General features: G+C 72.7%; 14 protein-coding genes and 1 pseudogene. 8 read left to right on the top strand and 7 right to left on the bottom strand.

From position 1 onward, the window contains the following. Nucleotides 1–210: 210 nt before the first annotated feature. The 6 genes and pseudogenes from AB0D10_RS26065 to AB0D10_RS26040 all read left to right on the top strand — a co-directional run bounded on the left by AB0D10_RS26065 (nt 211) and on the right by AB0D10_RS26040 (nt 8,757). Nucleotides 211–3,210 (top strand): tetratricopeptide repeat protein, encoded by a 3,000-nt coding sequence (locus AB0D10_RS26065; RefSeq protein WP_360260691.1) that lies wholly within the window; start codon nt 211–213, stop codon nt 3,208–3,210. 163 nt (nt 3,211–3,373) lie between these two features. Further along, nucleotides 3,374–3,854: pseudogene (locus tag AB0D10_RS26060) on the top strand (reductase); the annotation flags it as partial. 340 nt (nt 3,855–4,194) lie between these two features. Further along, nucleotides 4,195–4,602 (top strand): hypothetical protein, encoded by a 408-nt coding sequence (locus AB0D10_RS26055; RefSeq protein WP_360260689.1) that lies wholly within the window; start codon nt 4,195–4,197, stop codon nt 4,600–4,602. Between the two features lie 4 nt (nt 4,603–4,606). Further along, the gene (locus AB0D10_RS26050; protein WP_360260687.1) at nt 4,607–6,361 is read left to right on the top strand and encodes an alpha/beta hydrolase; all 1,755 of its coding nucleotides are present in this window, start codon (nt 4,607–4,609) and stop codon (nt 6,359–6,361) included. Then, complete coding sequence (locus AB0D10_RS26045; RefSeq protein ID WP_360260684.1) at nt 6,358–6,921, top strand: hypothetical protein; 564 nt, start codon at nt 6,358–6,360, stop codon at nt 6,919–6,921. The genes AB0D10_RS26050 and AB0D10_RS26045 overlap by 4 nt, the downstream gene beginning before the upstream one ends. Before the next feature lie 456 nt (nt 6,922–7,377). Continuing rightward, nucleotides 7,378–8,757, top strand: coding sequence for an erythromycin esterase family protein (locus AB0D10_RS26040; RefSeq protein WP_360260681.1), 1,380 nt, complete (start codon nt 7,378–7,380; stop codon nt 8,755–8,757). Between the two features lie 219 nt (nt 8,758–8,976). Here the strand turns inward: AB0D10_RS26040 and AB0D10_RS26035 are convergent, their stop codons facing one another. From AB0D10_RS26035 to AB0D10_RS26025, 3 genes are all read right to left on the bottom strand, one after another. Then, a complete protein-coding gene (locus AB0D10_RS26035; protein WP_360260679.1) occupies nt 8,977–9,699 on the bottom strand; it encodes an alpha/beta hydrolase in 723 nt (240 codons plus the stop codon). 254 nt (nt 9,700–9,953) lie between these two features. Beyond that, entirely contained in the window at nt 9,954–10,766 is an 813-nt protein-coding gene (locus AB0D10_RS26030) for a phytanoyl-CoA dioxygenase family protein (protein ID WP_360260676.1), read from the bottom strand. Nucleotides 10,767–10,987: 221 nt separating this feature from the next. Next, a complete protein-coding gene (locus AB0D10_RS26025) occupies nt 10,988–11,848 on the bottom strand; it encodes a LysR substrate-binding domain-containing protein (protein WP_360260673.1) in 861 nt (286 codons plus the stop codon). Nucleotides 11,849–11,945: 97 nt separating this feature from the next. Between AB0D10_RS26025 and AB0D10_RS26020 the strand changes: the two genes are divergently transcribed. Beyond that, on the top strand, nt 11,946–12,299 hold the full coding sequence (locus AB0D10_RS26020; protein ID WP_360260670.1) for a carboxymuconolactone decarboxylase family protein: 354 nt from the start codon (nt 11,946–11,948) through the stop codon (nt 12,297–12,299). Between the two features lie 316 nt (nt 12,300–12,615). On the opposite strand, the gene AB0D10_RS26015 is transcribed toward AB0D10_RS26020, so the two are convergent. Further along, nucleotides 12,616–12,867, bottom strand: coding sequence for a UBP-type zinc finger domain-containing protein (locus AB0D10_RS26015; RefSeq protein WP_360260823.1), 252 nt, complete (start codon nt 12,865–12,867; stop codon nt 12,616–12,618). Between the two features lie 339 nt (nt 12,868–13,206). Here AB0D10_RS26015 and AB0D10_RS26010 point away from each other — a divergent pair, with 339 nt between their 5' ends. After that, nucleotides 13,207–13,902 (top strand): C39 family peptidase, encoded by a 696-nt coding sequence (locus AB0D10_RS26010; protein ID WP_360260667.1) that lies wholly within the window; start codon nt 13,207–13,209, stop codon nt 13,900–13,902. Nucleotides 13,903–14,519: 617 nt separating this feature from the next. Here AB0D10_RS26010 and AB0D10_RS26005 read toward each other — a convergent pair. From AB0D10_RS26005 to AB0D10_RS25995, 3 genes are all read right to left on the bottom strand, one after another. Next, nucleotides 14,520–14,897 carry a hypothetical protein gene (locus tag AB0D10_RS26005; RefSeq protein WP_360260664.1) on the bottom strand — a complete coding sequence of 126 codons (378 nt, stop codon included), beginning with the start codon at nt 14,895–14,897 and terminating at the stop codon, nt 14,520–14,522. Between the two features lie 358 nt (nt 14,898–15,255). Then, nucleotides 15,256–15,927, bottom strand: coding sequence for a glyoxalase (locus AB0D10_RS26000; protein ID WP_360260661.1), 672 nt, complete (start codon nt 15,925–15,927; stop codon nt 15,256–15,258). 99 nt (nt 15,928–16,026) lie between these two features. After that, nucleotides 16,027–17,988: a glycoside hydrolase family 9 protein gene (locus AB0D10_RS25995; RefSeq protein ID WP_360260659.1), complete on the bottom strand. Its 1,962-nt coding sequence runs from the start codon at nt 17,986–17,988 to the stop codon at nt 16,027–16,029. Nucleotides 17,989–18,019: the final 31 nt, after the last annotated feature.

Below are 18,019 nucleotides of genomic sequence, written 5' to 3'. Positions count from 1 at the left end.
TCTGCAGTACACCTCCCTCGGGTTGCCGAGGGTCTCGGTGGGGTTCTCCGGACCGGGGGCGGGTCCGGCGGGCACCGGCCCTGGAAGCAGCGTGCGGTCGACCTTGGCAGTCCCCGAGCGGTGAAGGCGTTCCCGCAGGTAAGGTCCGGGCAACGACGGGTCGGCCCGGGACGTCCGGGACAGGAACCCTTCCAGGGGCGGGAGTTGGACATGGGCAGGCCGTGGGGGCCGATCCGGGCGCGGACGCCGGAGGCCAGGGCGCTGGCGCTCTTCCTGAGGGAGCGGATCGACGAGAGCCCGTTGACGATGACCGCCGTTGCGCAACGGATCTCCTACTCGAAGTCGCGGATCGGGGACTTCCTGTCGGGCGACCCGCTCCCCGAGCGGGACTTCGTGCTCGTACTGGTGGAGGTGACGGTCCCCGAGCCACGGCGTCGTGAACGCCTGCGGGCCGAAGCCGACCGGTTGTTGAACGCGGCCAAGGAGCCGAAGGACCCCGGCAAGGGGCCGGAGGACCGGCCGGACCGCCCTGCCGAGTTGGAGCGCGTGCGTGCGCAGCAGGTACAGACGTACGAACGGCTGACCCGTGCCCTGGAGCGGCAGGCCGAACTGCGGGAGACGGCGATGCACTCCACCCAGCTGGTCATGGTGCTGCTGGCCATGATCAGCACCCTGGTGGACCGGGTCCAGGGCCTGACCGCCGAGCGGGACCGGCTCCTTGGCCACGCCGTGGAGCGGCAGGTCCTCGAAGACACCGAGCAGCGGCTCGCCCGCGCCCTGGACCAGGAGCGCCGGGCGAAGGAAGAACTCGGACGTGCCCGGGACAGGCAACGCCAGGCCGAGCACCTCGCCGCCCTGTTCCAGCGGCAGGTCGACGAGCTCACCGACGAACTGGACCGGCTCCGCTCCGGGGACCCCGACCGCGAACCGGCGGCCTCCGGCGACGGCACACACGCCACGCCGGGCGGCAGCACCTCCACGGACCCCGACGCCGACGACATCGACCAAGCCCTCGACCGCGCGAGCAAGGTCAACGACACCGACGAGCAGACCCTCCAGCGCATCACGAACGAACTGCAGGACACCACCCGGCGGCAGGCCCCCCATGACGGCCCGGACGACGTCCCCGGCCCTGGAGGAGGCGTCCCGGACAACCAGGACACGTCCCCGACCGGCACAGTCCCCGCCACCGAACCTGCCGGCCGGCGGTGGCAAGGCGCCACTCAACTGTTCGCCAGGGTCCTCAAACCCCGTTCCCGGACGACCCCGAGCCCCCAGTTCCTCGCCACCCGCACCAGCCACGCCCACAGCACGGGGAAGAGCGGGCACTGGGCGGCGGCGGCCCACCAGTTCGGCGAGCTGGCCAAGGACCGTGCCCGGCTCCAGGGCGCCGACCACCCCGACACCCTCGACGCCCGCCACAACCACGGCTACTTCCTCGGGGAGAGCGGGCGGTGGGCGCAGGCAGCCCAGGTTTTCGGTGCGCTGGCCGAGGACCGCGCCCGGCTCCAGGGCGCCGACCACCTCGACACCCTCCGCACCCGGGGCAGCCACGCCTACTTCCTGGGGAAGGGTGGGGACCGGGCGGAGGCAGCCCGGTTGTTCGCCGAGCTGGCCAGGGACCGCGCCCGGCTCCAGGGCGCCGACCACCCCGACACCCTCCGCACCCGGGGCAACCACGCCCACAACCTGGGAGCAGGTGGGGACCGGGCGGAGGCAGCCCGGTTGTTCGCCGAGCTGGCCAGGGACCGCGCCCGGCTCCAGGGCGCCGACCACCCCGACACCCTCGACACCCGCCACAATCACGCCCACAACCTGGGGGAGACCGGGAAGTGGGCGCAGGCAGCCCGGTTGTTCGCCGAGCTGGCCAGGGACCGTGCCCGAGTCCAGGGCGCCGACCACCTCGACACCCTCGGTGCCCGGGGCAGCCACGCCCAGTTCCTGGGGGATGGTGGAAGGTGGGCGGAGGCAGCCCGGCTGTTCGGCGAGCTGGCCGAGGACCGTGCCCGGCTCCAGGGCGCCGACCACCCCGACACCCTCGACACCCGCCACCACCACGCCCGCAACCTGGGGAATGATGGAGGGTTCGCGGAGGCAGCCCGGCTGTTCGCCGAGCTGACCGAGGACCGCACCCGGCTCCAGGGCGCCGACCACCCCGACACCCTCCACGCCCGTATCGCCCACGCCCAGTTCCTGGGGGAGGCCGGGGAGCGGGCGGAGGCAGCCCGGCTGCTCGATACCGTGGTCGCGGGCCGTGTCCGGGTACCGGGCTCGGACCATCCCGACACCCTCAACGTCCGCCACAGCCACGCCTACTTCGTAGGAGAGGCCGGCGACCCGGCAGAGGCCGCCCGGCTACTCGATGCGGTGGTCACGGACGACACCCGGTTGCTGGGCGCCGACCACCTCAGCACCCTGCACGCCCGCCACAACCACGCCTACTTCGTAGGAGAGGCCGGCGACCCGACGGAGGCAGCCCGGCTGTTCGCCGAGCTGACCGAGGACCGCACCCGGCTCCAGGGCGCCGACCACCCCGACACCCTCCATGCCCGCCACAACCACGCCGACGCCGTAGGGGAGGCCGGCGAGCGGACGGAGGCACGCCGGCTACTGGAGGCCGTGATCGCCGACCGTGTCCGGGTGCAGGGAGCCGACCACCCCGACACCCTCAACGTCCGCCACAGCCACGCCCACTGCCTGGGAGAGGCCGGCGAACGGGCGGAGGCGGCCCGGCTGTTCGGCGAGCTGGCCAGGGACCGTACCCGGCTGCTGGGCGCCGACCACCCCAGCACCCTCCACGCCCGCCACAACCACGCCCGCAACCTGGGGGAGGGCGGCGATCCGGCGGAGGCAGTCCGGTTGCTCGATGCGCTGGTCGAGGACAGCACCCGGCTGCTGGGCGCCGACCACCCCGACACCCTCAACGCCCGCCACAACCGGGCCTGCTACCTGGGGGACGGCGGCGATCCGGCCGAGGCCGCCCGGCTGCTCGATGCCGTGGTCGCCGACCGTGTCCGGGTGCAGGGCGCCGACCACCCCAACACCCTCAACGCCCGCGAGGACCACGCCTGCTACCTCGGGAAGGCCGGCGATCCGGCCGAGGCCGCCCGGCTGCTTGAGACGGTGGTCGCCGACCACGCCCGGGTCCTGGGCACCGACCACCCGAAGACCCTCCGCGCCCGGGGCAGTCACGCCCGCTTCGCCGAGTGAAGGTCGGCCTCCGACGACTGCCCTGAACCGTCGAGTACGGCTCCACCCGCAGGCCGCCCCCGCTGACGGTTCGGTTCAGGCCACCGAGCCGCGTCCGGTGCTCCGACTCCGCGCGCATCGCCTCCGGCACGCCGTTCACTGCGGCGCTGCACCGCTGCGGCGAGCGGTGCTCGGCATCGGCGACCGCACCTACGCCGCCACCTACCAGCGCGTCCCCGCCCTGATCGACGACCGGCTCGCCACCCTCGGCGGCACCCGGCTGCTCCCCCGCGCCGAAGCCGACGCCTCCGGCGACCTCTCCGGCACCGTACGGCAGTTCACCCAGGCACTGCGGCACCGTCCTGCTGGAGCACCACGGGGACGCCGACGCCCCCGCCGCACCGCGCCCGGAGCCGGCCGCGTTCACGGTGACCGAGGTGACCGGCGGCCCGCTGGCCGCCCTGGCCGCCCGGCACGACATGGCCGAGCTGACCGTCACCGCCGTCGACGGCCTGACCGACCCGGACCACCCGCGGGCCAAGCGCCTGGTCCGCCTCGCCCTGCCCGAGGGCGTCGACTACCGCACCGCCGACCACCTCACCGTGCTGCCGGCCAACGACCCGGCCCTGGTCGAGCGCGCGGCCCGCCTGCTCGGCGCCGACCCGGAGAACCTTTGCGGGACGTACCTCCTGATCACCGTGTGCCCGCTGGTCCTCCCGGTCTGGCACCGGATCGACGGGCCGAGCGACGCCGGGGCGAGCGACGCGGGGCCGAGCGACGCCGGGCCGAGTGCGCAAGTGCCGTGTCGTGTGCCATCGAACGGCCGGAACGATCACGTGGCCGACCGTGTGCGGGCGCGGGATCCCCCTGGTCGCGGCCGCTTCGTGTCCGCCTCGGCCGCCGATCACCTCCACGACAGTCGGCTACCATCCGATCAAACGTTCGTCAGATGAAGGTGGGCCTGGTGATGATCCAGGCGCGAGGTATCCGGGGGGAAAGAAAGACATGGCCGATCCTGACGCAAGCTTGCAATTCAAGGTCAATCCGGGCGAACTGGACGGCTGTGGGCAGAGCGCGCAGCACATCGGGAGTCTGATTCCGGGTGAGACGTCGAAGCTCGCGGAGCCGTGCAACCAGGCCGCCGGCACCTTGCAGGGCTGGCTGACGGCCGCGGCGATACGCGATTGCGGGGCCAACTGGAAGACGCTGCTGGACAAGCTCGGCGGTGACATGGGCGACGTCGGCACCAAGCTCGGCACCACGGCCACCTTCTACCGTCAGGCCGAGCAGAACGCCCACAACAGCATGCGGAACCCGGCCGCCCCCGCCCCGGCCCAGAACGAGCCGGACCCGTTCGGCACGACGGTCGTCCCGGGCCCCGTGAAGCCTTCGAGTGCGAAGGCGGCCGAGTAACCCGATGGACATCAAGACCCTCTACGACGCGAACATCATCAACATCACCATCGCGAAGAACGCCTTCGACGCGCTGTACTCGGCGTTCGGACAGCACATCGAGTCCTGGCAGCACGAGGTCGCCGACCGGCTCGCCAACTCGCACTGGACCGGCACCGCGTCCGACCACGCCCAGGCCCGCATCCGGTTCCTGGGCACCGAACTCCAGTCCGCGCACAGCGAGCTCGACTTCATCGGCAAGGCGCTCGCCAAGGCCGCCGAGCAGTTCGCGCTGGCCCAGTCCCACCTGGTCTACGCCCTCGACGACGCCAAGACCGCCAAGCTCACCGTCGCCCCCGACGGCACCATCACCTGGGACAAGGACCCCGCATCCGCGAACTACGCGGGCGCCGGCGCCGAGACGACGGCCATCGCCATCAGCAACCGCATCACCGCCGCACTCAACGAGGCCGACCACGCGGACCAGGAACTCAGCGCCCGGCTGAACCACTTCGCGACCAACGCGAGCAACGGCACCGGCCTCGACGCCGCCACCGTCGCCGCCGACCAGGCCGCCCAGACCGGACGCGAGCAGATACCCCCCGCAGGCACCGACCCGGCCGGCGTCAAGAAGTGGTGGGACGGCCTCACCGACACCGAACAGCAGAAGTTCATCCACGACCACCCCGACCAGATCGGCAACCTCGACGGCGTCCCCTCGGCCGTCCGCGACCAGGCCAACCGGGTCAACCTGAGGAACCTGATCAAGGACCGCCAGAACCAGCTCGCCAACCTCGGCCCCGAGCCGCAGATGTACCTGAGCGTCGCCGACATGAACGGCGGGCCGGTGGAGAACCCCGACTACACGGCGTGGAAGGCCAAGCACGACGCCCTGAAGCAGAAGCTCGACGGCTTCCAGGCCATTCAGGACCGGCTCGACGGCAAGGTGGACAATGGTGCGGGCGGGCCGGGCTCCGAGCCTCCACTACTGCTGCTGGGGATCGGCGATCAGGGGCAGGGCCGCGCGATCGTGTCCTGGGGTGACCCGGACAAGGCCAAGAACGTCTCGTCGCTGGTGCCCGGGCTGAACAGCAACCTGGCAGGCGTCGGGGGCGGCGACGCCGCCACGGCGAAGCGCATCTACGATTCCGCGGTGAAGAGCGCGGAGGACAACAAGGAGACGTCGAGCGTCGCGTCCGTGTTCTGGCTGGGATACGACGCGCCGCAGCTGGACGGTCCCTCCGTGCTCATGCAGGACCGGGCGGAGGATGGCGGGGCCGCGTACAACAAGTTCCTCACCGGACTCCGCGCCACCCACGAGGGGGATCCCGCGCACATGACCGCGCAGGGGCACAGCTACGGCTCCCTGGTGGTCGGGAAGGCGACCCAGCACCCCGGTGGCCTGCCCGTCGACGACATCGTCCTGGTCGGCAGCCCGGGTGTCGGGGTGGACAAGGCATCGCAGCTCGGGATCGGTGCGGACCATGTGTACGTCGGCACGGCCAAGTACGACCCCGTCGCGGACGCGCCGTCCCCCGGGATGCTCATCCCCGGTTGGGCCGCGGTCGAGGCGATCACGAATCCCGACGGGTCGTGGCACGGCACGGACCCGGCCAGCGAGACCTTCGGCGGGCAGCGCTTCTCGGTGGCGGACGGGACCGTGACCGACTCCCACGACAACTACTTCGGGAAGCACGGGAAGGGTGGCGACTCGCTCCCCAACATCGGGAAGATCGTGAGCGGCCACGGGAACACGATCACCAGGGAGGATCCGCGGTGAGGGCCAAGGTATGGCGCTGGACCGTGCCGGGGGTCCTGCTGGCGCTCCTGGTCGGCTGGTACGCCTGGCCGGAGCCCGAGGAACCCATCGTGCCGGTCGACCGGGCACAGCACCGGATCGAAGCCGAACTCGCCGATGTCGCCGGAGCCTTCCACCCGGGGCTCCAATGGGCCACGACGAGGTACGAAAGCGACCCCGACCTGACCGGATTCTGCGGTACGTCCGGGTGCAGGAAGACGGGCCGGGCGGAGATGACCGCCAAACAGGCGGCCCGGGTCCGGATCACCCCTGCGCGGGATCAGGAGCCGCTCGACATCGTCCAGGCACTCTGGACCGGGAAGGGCTACTCGGTCGAGCGCTACAAGGGGGCGGTGGAGGTGAAGGGCTCCGACTTCACCCTCCGGTTCGTCTCGGGAGTGAACGGTTGCGCCGAGGTCCAGGCTTCCCTGCTCAATGTCGCCGACATCAGCGATGACAAGGGACACGGCGGGTTCGGTCAAGGACCGCTGGACTACGCCGCCCCGTGCGCGACGGTCGACGACCCCTACTGGTCACACTGACACCGCAAGCCCGCCCGGCCCGACGCAGTCAGGCCGGGCGGGCACCGACCAACGGCAGTGAACTCCTCCTGGCCCACCCACCGTTCGCCGCGCAAGGCCCGGCCGAGGGTGCTGACGCCTCAGGCGGTTTCGGCGTCAGTCGTCCAGGAGCAGATCCGGGGTGGAGGGGGGTGACGGACGCCGAGAGAGCCGGGCGGGAGCCTCACGCCCTCGGGGCGACGGCGCCGAACGCCGAGTGTCAGGCGAACGGCACCGACATCACCGGGCCGCCGCCGGGCTGTAACGGCCGGCGGGCCGCCATCGGCCGGGGGGCCGGCCGCCGAATCCGGCCGGGGGGTTACCCCCAGGAAAGACTGTGGTCCGCCCCAGCGCGCCGCGGGCCCCGCCCCCGCGAAGATCGACTCATCGAACGCCGAGGTCATCGGCGTTCCGTCGAGTCGAGGAGTGATCGCAACGATGACAGGCAACAAGCCGATCGGACGGCGCGGACTGCTGACCGCGGTGGTCGCCGCCGCGGCCGTCCTGGTCCCGGTGGCGGCGGTCGCCGCGCCGGTGGCCCCGGGCGCCACCGCCGCGGCCGCGGACCCGGCGGCAGCGCAGCGCTCCGCCGTGGTGCGCGCGCTGGAGGGCGTCGCCCAGCCGTTGCGGACGACGGAACCCGGCGGCCGCACCGCCGACCTGCGCGCCATGGGCTCGATGATCGGCGACGCCAAGGTGGTCGGCCTCGGCGAGGCCACCCACGGCTCGCACGAGTTCTTCGCGATGAAGCAGCGGGTGTTCCGCTACCTCGTCGAGGAGAAGGGCTTCACCACCTTCGCTCTGGAGACGAGCTGGAGCAGCGGCCTGCAGATCGACGAGTACGTCCAGGGCGGCCCGGGCGACGCTCGGCACATCGTCAAGGACGCCTTGGGCGGCAGTCCGTGGGACCGCGAGGAGTTCGCCGACCTGATCGCCTGGATGCGGGACCACAACCGGAGCCACCCGCAGGACCCGGTCCACTTCGTGGGCGACGACCTCGGCCTGCCGAGGCTCGGCGACGGGATCTTCGAGCGGGTCACCTCCTACGTGCGCGGGGCCCGCCCCGACGTCCTCCCGCAGCTCGACGGCCTCTACGCGGGCCTGCGACCGTTCGACGACGCCTTCGCCTACCTGCGGAAGCCGCTCGCCGAGCGCCGCGACAACGCCGCCAAGGCGCAGCAGGCGCTCGACCTGGTCACCGCGAGCGGTGCCGGCGCCTCCGGCGGCGACGCCCACGCGTGGGCGGTGCAGCACGCCCGGAACATCGCCGAGACCTTCGCCTTCGCCGGCCTGGACATCACCGACCCGGCCTCCGTCTCCGCCGCGGAGCAGCTGCGTGACCGGGCGATGGCGGACAACACCGCGTGGTGGCAGCGCCGCACCGGCGGCAAGGTGCTGCTGTCGGCGCACAACGGGCACGCCGGCTACCTGGCCACCGACACCTTCCTGTACCCCAAGCCGCAGGGTTCCCGGCTGCGCGACACCTATGGTCGCGACTACGTGGCCATAGGTTTCACCTTCGACAGCGGTTCCTTCCTCACCAACGGCGCGGTCCTGACGGACAACTGGAAGACCGTCACCGTCCCGGCAGCCACGCCGGACATGAACGAGTACACCCTCGACCAGGTCCGCTACCGGGACTACTACGTCGACCTGCGCACCGCGCCCCGGGCGGCCCGCGACTGGCTGGACGTCGCCCGCCCCACCTACGACGCGGGTTCGGTCTACGTCAGCGATCCGATGCCGCAGCTCGCGATCGGACGGGCCTACGACATCCTCATCCACCTGAACCAGGTCACCCAGGCACGCACGTTCTGATCGCGGCGCACGTGTGAGGCACCGGCCCGGTGCTGCCGGCGCGGGCAGCCGTCGAGATCGAGCGCGGGGCGGCGGAACCGGGCAGCGCCGGTCGGCGAGTTCGGCCGGCGCTCGGCCGGGCCGCCGTTCCGGGTGTCGCGGGTCCCTGCCGGTGCGGCAGGGACCCGCGATGCCGGGCCGGGGCCGGCTACTCCGTGCCGTCACCCCGACGGGTCGGCCTCACCTCAGGTGCCGGTCGAAGAAGCGGCCGCCGTCCTCCACCTCGAACCACGGGGTGCCGGTGTGGCCGCCCAGGTTGGCGTGCAGTGTCTTCTCCTTGCTGCCGAAGGCGTCGAACAGGTCCAGGGCCCGCTGCCGGGGATTGCCCTCGTCGTCCCACTGCAGCAGGAACAGCAGCGGTACGGTGATCTGCCGGGCCTCCTCGCGCTGGGCGCGAGGCACGTAGCCCCCGGCGAAGAATCCGGCGGCGGCAATGCGCGGCTCGGCCGCCGCCAGTCGGATGCCGACGGCCGTCCATCCCGAGTACCCGACCGGGCCGCCGATCTCCGGCAGCGCCAGCAGGGCGTCCAGGGCGGTCCGCCATTCCGGGACCGCCTTCTCGACGAGCGGGCCGACGAAGGACTCGAAGATCTCGTCGACCGGTTCACCGGCCCGCATCGCCTGCCGCAGGTCGGCGCGGGCCTGATCGTCGGCGGCGGAACGGGGGCGTTCACCGCAGCCGGGGGCGTCGATGGCGGCCACCGCGTAGCCGTGCGCCGCGTAGTGCCGGGCCCGGGCCACCAGCCGGGCTTCGCCCCTGGGCAGGCCGTTGTTGTGGGCCATCAGGATCAGCGGGGCCGGTGCTGCGGATCCGGGCGTCCACAAGGTGCCGGGAATCTCGCCGAGGATGAACTCGCGTTCGAGGACGCCGCCGTCGAGACGCTGTTCGGAAATGAATCGCATGGTCGTGCCTTTCGGGAGAACACTTGAACGGTGCTCCCGGACGACCTACCGCCCGACCGTGACCCCACAGGAGAGCACCCACGTCGAAACTGCGTTCACGGGTACCACCTCCTCGGTCTCTCACACGGCCACCCGAAAGGTAGCAGCGGCCGCCGCGGTCCACCAAACGAGTTTTCCGCGCGGGCCGGCACCGTGGCAGCCGCCCCGGCCGCCGGCTCGCCCACCGCCTCGGCCACCGGTTGCGTGAGTCACGGCTACCCGACGCTGCGGCCGGTACCGTCCCCGTCCGGACCGGGGGCGTCCCGTCCCAAACCGCGACGGATCGCGATCTCCACGGCCGAGTACGCGCCGTCGGCACGCTCCGGTTCGTACGGCGCGGCCGGCATCAGCGGCGGCTGGGCCATGAAGCGGGGCCGCGCCCCGTGGTGCGGCTGCGCCGCGTGCACCAGGAAGGGGTGGCACAGGTAGACGTCCCCCGGGGCCCCGGTGGCGAGGGCGAGCGGCCGGTGATCGCTCGCCGCCACCAGATCGGGTGCGAGGTCCGGCACGCTCGCCCCGTCCTTCCCGTACGCCTCCAGCACCTTCGGCACGTCCAGGTGTGAGCCGATCCGGATCCGGGTCGGGGCGTCCTCCTCACCGACCTCGCTGAACAGGAACAGCATCAGCAGCGCCCGGCCCCGGGACCGCAGGTTCGTGAAGTGCCAGGTCTCGCCCTCCGGCAGGTATCCCCCGTCGATGTGCCAGCCCGCGTCGTCCGGCTCCTCCTCGTGCGGGAAGCGCAGCGGGAACGCGCCCAGCGAGTAGCGCGGCTCCCAGCGCCCCGTGCCGACGAGCAGGTCGTACGCGTGGTGCAGGGTCGGCGAGTTGGGCGCGGCGGCGAACGGTCCCTGCGCCATACCGCCCACCCAGTGGACGGGTTGCGTCCACGTCGACGGTTCGTCCGGGTCGCAGCCCGTCTCCTGCCACAGCAGCCGCGCGCAGTCCGCGGCCACGCGCGGCGCGACGGCGCCCTCCAGCTTCACGAAGCCGTCGTGCAGGAAGCGGGATACCAAGGTCGTGTCGTCCATGCCCCCATCCTGCGGCGGCACCGGCTCCCGGCACCCGACACTTCCCGCACCGCCTTCGTCGGGTCGACACCGGGGGGCGCACTCCCGGGCACACCTGCGGGTGCTGTTCGCGGTGCCGCACCTGGCTTGACCGGTAAGGGAGTTGCAGCGGGCGGGAGCCCCTGGCCGCCGGAGGCCCGGCCGGAGGTGCCGACCGGCATCCGGGAGCCGGGGGGACGCGCCTACCGGGTCGACGTGCAGAAGGCGGCCGCGTAGGCAGGGATGAGCGGTGAGCGGTCGGCGCGGCGCCAGGCGAGGACCAGGCGGCTCGGCGGGAGTTCGTCGACCGGGCGGTAGGCGATGCCGTCGACGCGGTGGCGGGCGGTGGCCTGGCCCGGGACGAGCGCGACGGCACGCTGCCACAGAACGGCGTGCAGGCACTCGTCCAGCGACTGCGCGGCCGGCCCGTCGGTGCTCCTGGAGGTCGCCTGCCAGAAGGCCCGCCAGTTCGGATCGGCACTCTCCGGCAGGCGCACGCACGTGCGGTCGGCCAGGTCCTCAAGGGTCAGGCTGCGCCGCCGGGCCAGCCGGTCGTCGGCGGGGACGGCGGCGTAGCAGCGGTCCTCGCCCACCGTCCGCGTCGCCAACCCCGTCTCGACGAACGGCCCGTAGGTGATCGCCACGTCGACCTGACCGGCCGTCAGTCCGATCAGCGGGTCGCGCAGGTCGCCCTGGCGCAGCTGGACGGTCGTGCCGGGGCAGCTCAGCGTGAAGGCCCGGGCCGCGGGGAAGGACAGCGCGGACTCGCCCGGCCCGAGCACCCCGACCCGCAGCACCCGTTCGCCCGCGGCCCGGCGCACCCGCTCGCGGGCCTCCTGGGCGTTCGCCAGCAGGGCGCGGGCCTCCGTCAGCAGGACCCGGCCCGGTTCGGTCAGCTCCATGCCCCGCGGCGTCCGGACGAACAGTGCGCACCCCAGGTCGGCTTCGAGCTCCCGGATCCGCTGGCTCAGGGGTGGCTGCGACATCTGCAGGCGCCTCGCGGCCCGCCCGACGTTGCGTTCCTCCGCCACCGCGATGAAGTAGCCAAGTCTGCGCAGGTCCATGAGGTCACGATAGTCGTCGGGAGCGATAGCCGGACCATGCCCACTCATCCCCAAACGGTCTTGGACGGGCCCTGCTCCGCACGGCTTGGATCGAGCCATGACCTACCAGCAGCCCTCAGATCTGCGCACCGTACCGACGGTGCGCGCCCTGGCCCAGGACGAGTTCGACGCGTTCATCCGCTTCCACGAGACGGTCTTCCGGGACGGCGGGACGGTCCCGCGCAAGCTGCGCGAACTGGTCGCGCTGGCCGTCGCGATGACGACGCGGTGCTCCTACTGCATCGACACCCACACCCGCGGCGCGGCGGACGCGGGGGCCACCCGCGAGGAGATCGCCGAGGTCGGCTTCGTCGCCGCCGCGGTCTGCGCGGGCGGCGCGATGGCCCACGGCCTGCTCGCACTGCGTCTGGACGCCGAGCACCGCCACACCGAGGAGGACACCCGTGCCTAGCCTGATCCGCCGCGTGTTCGGGTACTGCGGCCGCTGCGCGAAGGCGTGTCGGCTCCCCCGGGCCAAGCGCCGCTGAGGCCCGTTCGCGGACCTCAGCGGATCGACGCGGATCGACGCGGATCGACGCGGCGTCCCGCCGGACCGGGCGGGGCCCACGTACCGGCAGACCCGCGCCGGACAGCTCGGGGAACGGCTCCGGCCGGACCCGTGCCGGGGAGTTCCGGATCTCCCCGGCGCGGACCCGGCCCGGTCGGACAGGCGGGTGCGCTCGGCGGGCCGAGGCGCAGGTCGTGGGCCACCGCGTCGGTCGCCCCGGTCAGGCGGGGCGCAGGAAGACCTCGTCGGTGTAGCACCAGGCCCAGTCCTCGCCGGGCCGGAGGGAGCGGGCGATGTGGTGTGCGCTGTTGTCGCGGGCGTGGCGGTAGGCGTGCTGTCCGGGCGAGCTGTCGCAGCAGCCGACGTGTCCGCAGGTCAGGCAGGCCCGCAGGTGGACCCAGGTGCCGCCGGCCCGCAGGCAGTCCTCGCAGCCGGGGGACGTGTGCGCGGGGACGTCCCGGAGCCCGTCCAGGTGTCCGCAGGTCGGCTGGACGACACGGCCCGGATCCACCGCGACACGCCATTCAGGTCGGTCGTTCACGGCACCTACGGTACGCCGCCGACCTCGGCGCCCGGGGGTTCCGCAGACGGACTGCCGCCGGACCGCGAGTGACCACGGGCCGGGCCCGGTCCGACTCGGACACGGACACGGACGCCTACGCGGACACGGACACGCAGGCCCGCGGCGGGGCCACCCGGATCGTCGGTGCCGCGCCCGTGTGCGACGCGGCCCGCAGGGACGGCAGTGCGCCGTCACCTGTTCGGGGCGTACCGGCTGCGCTGCGTAATCGGCCTTTGTAGCGTCATGCTCATGAAGATCATTGCGAGAGCACAGGTGGCCGCCACCACGGCCCTCGTCGGCGCGATCCTGGCCTCGGGCATCGGCATCGGCACCGGCACCGCGGCGGCCGCCGAGCCGGTCACGGCCGGCTCGGTGCCCTACTACCGCCAGCAGCTCGCCAACGACTGCGAGGCGGCAGCCCTGCGGATGGTCCTGGCCTCGCGCGGCGTGAGGACCGACGACCAGGACGTCCTGGACCACATCGGGGTCGACTGGGACCACCCCGAGTTCGGGCACTCCGGCCCTCGCTCAGGCGATCCGTACGAGGCCTTCGTCGGCGACCCGGACGGCTCCGAGGTCGACGGCACCGGCTTCGGCGTGTACGCCCCGCCGGTGGCGAAGGCCGCCCGCGCCTACGGGCTCACCGTGGACCGGTCCGGTTCGGGCATCTCGGTCGAGACCCTGAGGCAAAGCCTGGCGGCCGGGCGGCCCGCGGTCGTCTGGGTGGACTACCTGTGGCGCCGTCTGAAGCCGACCACCTACACGGCGTACGACGGCCGGGACGTCCTCTACGCCGGACCGGCCGAACACGCCGTCGTCGTTACCGGGTTCGGCAACGGCACGGTGTCGATCAACGACCCGGCACGCGGCCGGACGACGGTCTCGGAAGACGACTTCGAGAACGGCTACGCCACCTACGGTCAGATGGCCGTCATCATCACCTGACACCCGCTGCGGGCCGCCGCGGCACGGGCCGCGACCGGGTCGGCCGGTTCCCGGCACCGGGAACCAGGGACCAGGGAGCAGGAACCGGCCGACCCATCAGCGAGCTCGCCGCACGGACTCCTCGGCCGTGGCCCGGGTCGCGGTGCCGCCCGCGTGCGGCACCGCGACCCGGGCCCAGGTGACCAGACGGTCAAGGACCGCCAACACGACCTCCTGGCGTCCCGGGGGCAGGAAGGGCCACGTCAGCCAGGCAGGTGCGGACAGCAACACGACTGCCAGCAACGGCAGTGCGAACAACGCGGAGAGCAAAGGGCGTGACAGCCACGCAGGCATGCGTCGACCTCCAGATCAGTCCCACGAGGGGAAACGTGCTGGACGGCGACGCGAACTGGGCACCCCACGCGCTCAGGCGCATGCAGTCTCCGGCCAAAGCCGACATCCAGGAATCCGGTCCGACTCTACCCACAACTGCGTTCCGACGAAAGCGCGTTCGGAGGACACGCCGACACCCTGTTCCGCCGCCACAAAGCCCGGACGGGACGACATGGTGGACGCGGCTCGGCATCCCGTGATCCGGTGTGCCAGGCGGCCGGGCCGAGGCACCCGGGGGCCGGGGTTCAGTTCTCGGCCGGCGGGGCGGCGGCGAGGAGTTCGCGCTTCACGTGCTCGTAGTCGGCCAGGGCCTGCGGGGTACCGCGGGCGTAGTCGGTCCAGAAGCCGGGGCGCTGCCAGCGGGCGTCGCAGAGGCGGGTGCGGCCGTCGGCGATGACCAAGGTCCAGCCGGGTGGTATCCGGGTGTCCACCGTCTCGAAGTCGGCCGCGTCCCAGAGAAGTCCGGGGTCGGGTGTGTCGGGGCCGAGCAGGCGGATCTGGCAGTCGATGTCGTGGGCGACCATCTCCAGAACCGGGTAGACACCGCCCACCCGGATCCCCGCGAACTGCGCGACCGGGATGTCGGCCGCAGGGTGGACGATCTGCAGGCATCTGACTCTCATACGCGCATTCTCGCCCGGCCGGTCCCCGGTCGTGGTCCGGGGTCCGCGACCGGTCCGGTGCGGCGGCGACACATCCGGTCGACAGGGGACGGCAGCTCCCGGACAGATGCCCCGGTGGACAGGAGCTGCCGTCCTGTCCGATCGGGCCGTCCGGCCTCGCCGGGAAACGCCGACCGCTGCCAGGAGGAGTACGGCTGAGTGGCCTGGGGCGGATGTACGGAGCGGACCTGCCCCTGCTGAGCGCCACCCCTGCCCGTGACCTCACTCCGCGGCAGCTCCGCAGTGGCCAGGACCAGCACCGCTTCGACGCCGGACTGCGGACGCTCCTCCCCCTCGGCCGCGTACCGCCGGTGGCGGGTCAGGAGCGGGCGGACGGGCCGGCAGCGGTGGCCGGTACCGCGGCCTCCCAGGCGAAGCCGTCCGGGTCCGCGAACGAACCCGCGGTGCCGCCGAGGACGATGCGGTGCGAGCCGCTGCCGTCGACCGCGACGCCCACCTCCTTGGCCAGGGCACGGCGCTTGTACAGCGCCAGCTTCACGGCACCGGGCCCGCCGGAGGCGAACTCGGTGTACTTGCCGCCGAAGCTCCTGGCCACGGTCAGGCCCCGGCCGACGTAGAACTCCCTGGTGGCCTTGACGTTCTCGACACCGAGCAGCAGGACGACGTCGTCGATCTCGCGCGTGGCCGGGCCGGTGTCCTTCTTCGCCGAGGTCGCGACCTTCCACGCCGTCCCGTCCGGCGCCTGCACCGAGCCGCCGTAACCCCACAGCGACTTCGCCGCGGGCTTGAGCACCGTGGCGCCGGCGCCCACCGCGGCCGCGAGGAAGGCGTCGACGGTGGCCGGCCCGGACACCGTGAGCGCCAGCGCGAAGCCACGGAACCCGACGGACGGCGCCTCGGACTCCCGCAGGCGGACATGCCGGTCCACGCCGAAGGCGGCGTGGAAGCGGTGCGCGGCCCCGGGGTCGGCCACCTCAAGGGTGACGGACGCGAGGGACACGGTGGACGCGGTGCTTTCGTTGTTTCCCATGCCCATCACGCTACGGGCGGCCCGGTGCCCGGGGCTTCTCGAATCCTGATCGGTCCCGCCCGGATCCGGCCGGACGTGCACCCGTGGCGCTGCGCGCTGTCAGTTGGGCTTGCTGCCGGCGTCCTGGGGCGCGGCGGCGAGGGTGAAGGCGAGCAGGGCCGTGGCGGTGAAGTCGTCGGCGGATTCGACGGTCTGCCAGGCGCCGACGTGGTCCATGAAGCCGCCGCCGCGGCCGTCGAAGGCCGCGAAGGGGTTGCCCTGGCCGGTCGGGCACGCGCGCATGGTGGGGAAGGAGTTGAGGTCCTTGAGCTTGTCCGCCGCGTTGGGGCCGTTGACGACACCGCCCAGGAGGATGTCGCCGTCCCCGTCGAGGTCGCCGGCGAGGTTGGCGGCCTGGTGTTCGGGGCAGTGCGGGAAGGTCGTTCCGGCCCCGATGACGAAGGAGGAGCCCCACGCGTTGGCGCCCAGGGCCCAGTTGCGCTGCTGGGTGGCGAACGCGTCGTAGTGGGAGTCCCCGGTCACCCGGCGGTACAGCCGGGCGGTGGCGGCCAGGCCGAAGGTGTGGGGCACGGAGTCGAAGTCGGTGTAGACGGCGCCGGCCCTGAAGGGGTCGCGGGCCGCGCGGGCGCTGCCGTCGTCGAGCTGGCGCCGGAGGTCGGCGGTGAGCTGCTCGCGTGTCGCTTCGGTGCGGGCGGCGCCGTCGTCGAGCAGGCGGACGAGGTCGGCGTGGGCGAGGGCGCTGACGTCCCCGAGTCCGAGGGTGCCGACGCTGTCCGAGGTGAGGTACTGCCGGGCCCAGTGTCCGGCTTGCCTGGTCCAGTCGGCCGCGCGCCTGTCGTCCAGCGCCTTCGCGGCGAGGGCGAGTTCGGCGGCGCCGAATTCCATGTCGTCCTGCCAGGACGCCTCGGGGTAGAAGCCGTGGGGAAAGGCGGTGACCAGCTGGTCGCCGGGGGTGGTGTCGGCGAGGGCGTAGACGTGCGCGGCCTTGTCGAGCTCCTCGTGCGCCCGCTCGGGGTTCTCGGCGGCGTCCAGCTGGGCGGCCAGGGCGAAGGTGGCGGCGACGCGTCCGGCGAGGTTGGGGCTGATCGGCTTGCCGGGCGGCGCCGCGCGGAAGACCGGCCGGTGCTTGATCAGGTAGTCGGGGTCGCCGGGCTTGACGTCGAGGGCGTCGTCGACCTCCGGCAGGCGCCACACGTCGTGGTCGGACCTGATCGCGCCGTTGCCGTCGGCGGTGTCGCCCTTGCCGAGCCCGACCTGGACGTAGAGGGTGCGCGACGTGTCGTCCCACATCTTGTCGAGCCAGTCCAGGCCGTGGCGCGCCTCGGCGGCCAGCTCCTGCCCGCCGGCGGGTGTGGTGCGCTGCGCGAGCAGGAGGCTCGCGGTGGAGTAGGAGGCGGTGTGGGTGAACTTGAGGAAGTCGCCGGCGTCGTTCCAGCCGCCCGAGACGTCGACCGGGCCCGCGACGCGCTTGAGGGGCGAGGTCAGCACCGTCTCGTCGTCGGCGTAGGCCGGGGTGTCGTAGACCGTGGCCTGGCGGTCGGCCAGGTGCGAGGGCCGGCGGCGCAGTTCGGTGGGGATCACGTCGGCGCCGTCGCGCTGGGCTTGGAAGAAGCGGACGTTGTCCCGGATGAGTTTGCCGAAGAGTCCGTCCACCGTGGCGACGCGGAACGTCGGGGAGACGGCGGTGACGGGCCCGGACACCTCGACCCGGTAGTCGCCGGGCTCGGTCAGCGGGGAGAGGTCCAGGGTGTGGACGGCCTTGTACGTGCTGTTCCAGCCTCCGGTGGACGAGCCGGCCCTGCCCTTCAGGACCTCCTTCCCGGAGGTGTCGAGGACCCGGAAGGACGCGTTGGCCGCGGGGACGGAGGTCATCAGGTAGGCCTGCTTGACCTCGCCCGGTGTGTAGCCGACCTGGTCCACGCGCACCACCGCCCGCGGATCGCCCGTGCTGGGGGAGTCCGCGCCCTGTGCGGACTGGACGCAGTAGGCCGCGAGAACGGTGGCCGCCACGCCTGCGGCGGTCAGGCCGATGACGCGCTTGTGCATACGGATCTTTGCCATGCCCGCAGACTGCCCGCTCGTCCATGAGGGG

It is taken from the genome of Kitasatospora sp. NPDC048545 (assembly GCF_040651155.1).
In the GTDB taxonomy this organism is placed as follows: domain Bacteria; phylum Actinomycetota; class Actinomycetes; order Streptomycetales; family Streptomycetaceae; genus Kitasatospora.
This window is presented reverse-complemented; position numbering and strand designations above follow the sequence as displayed.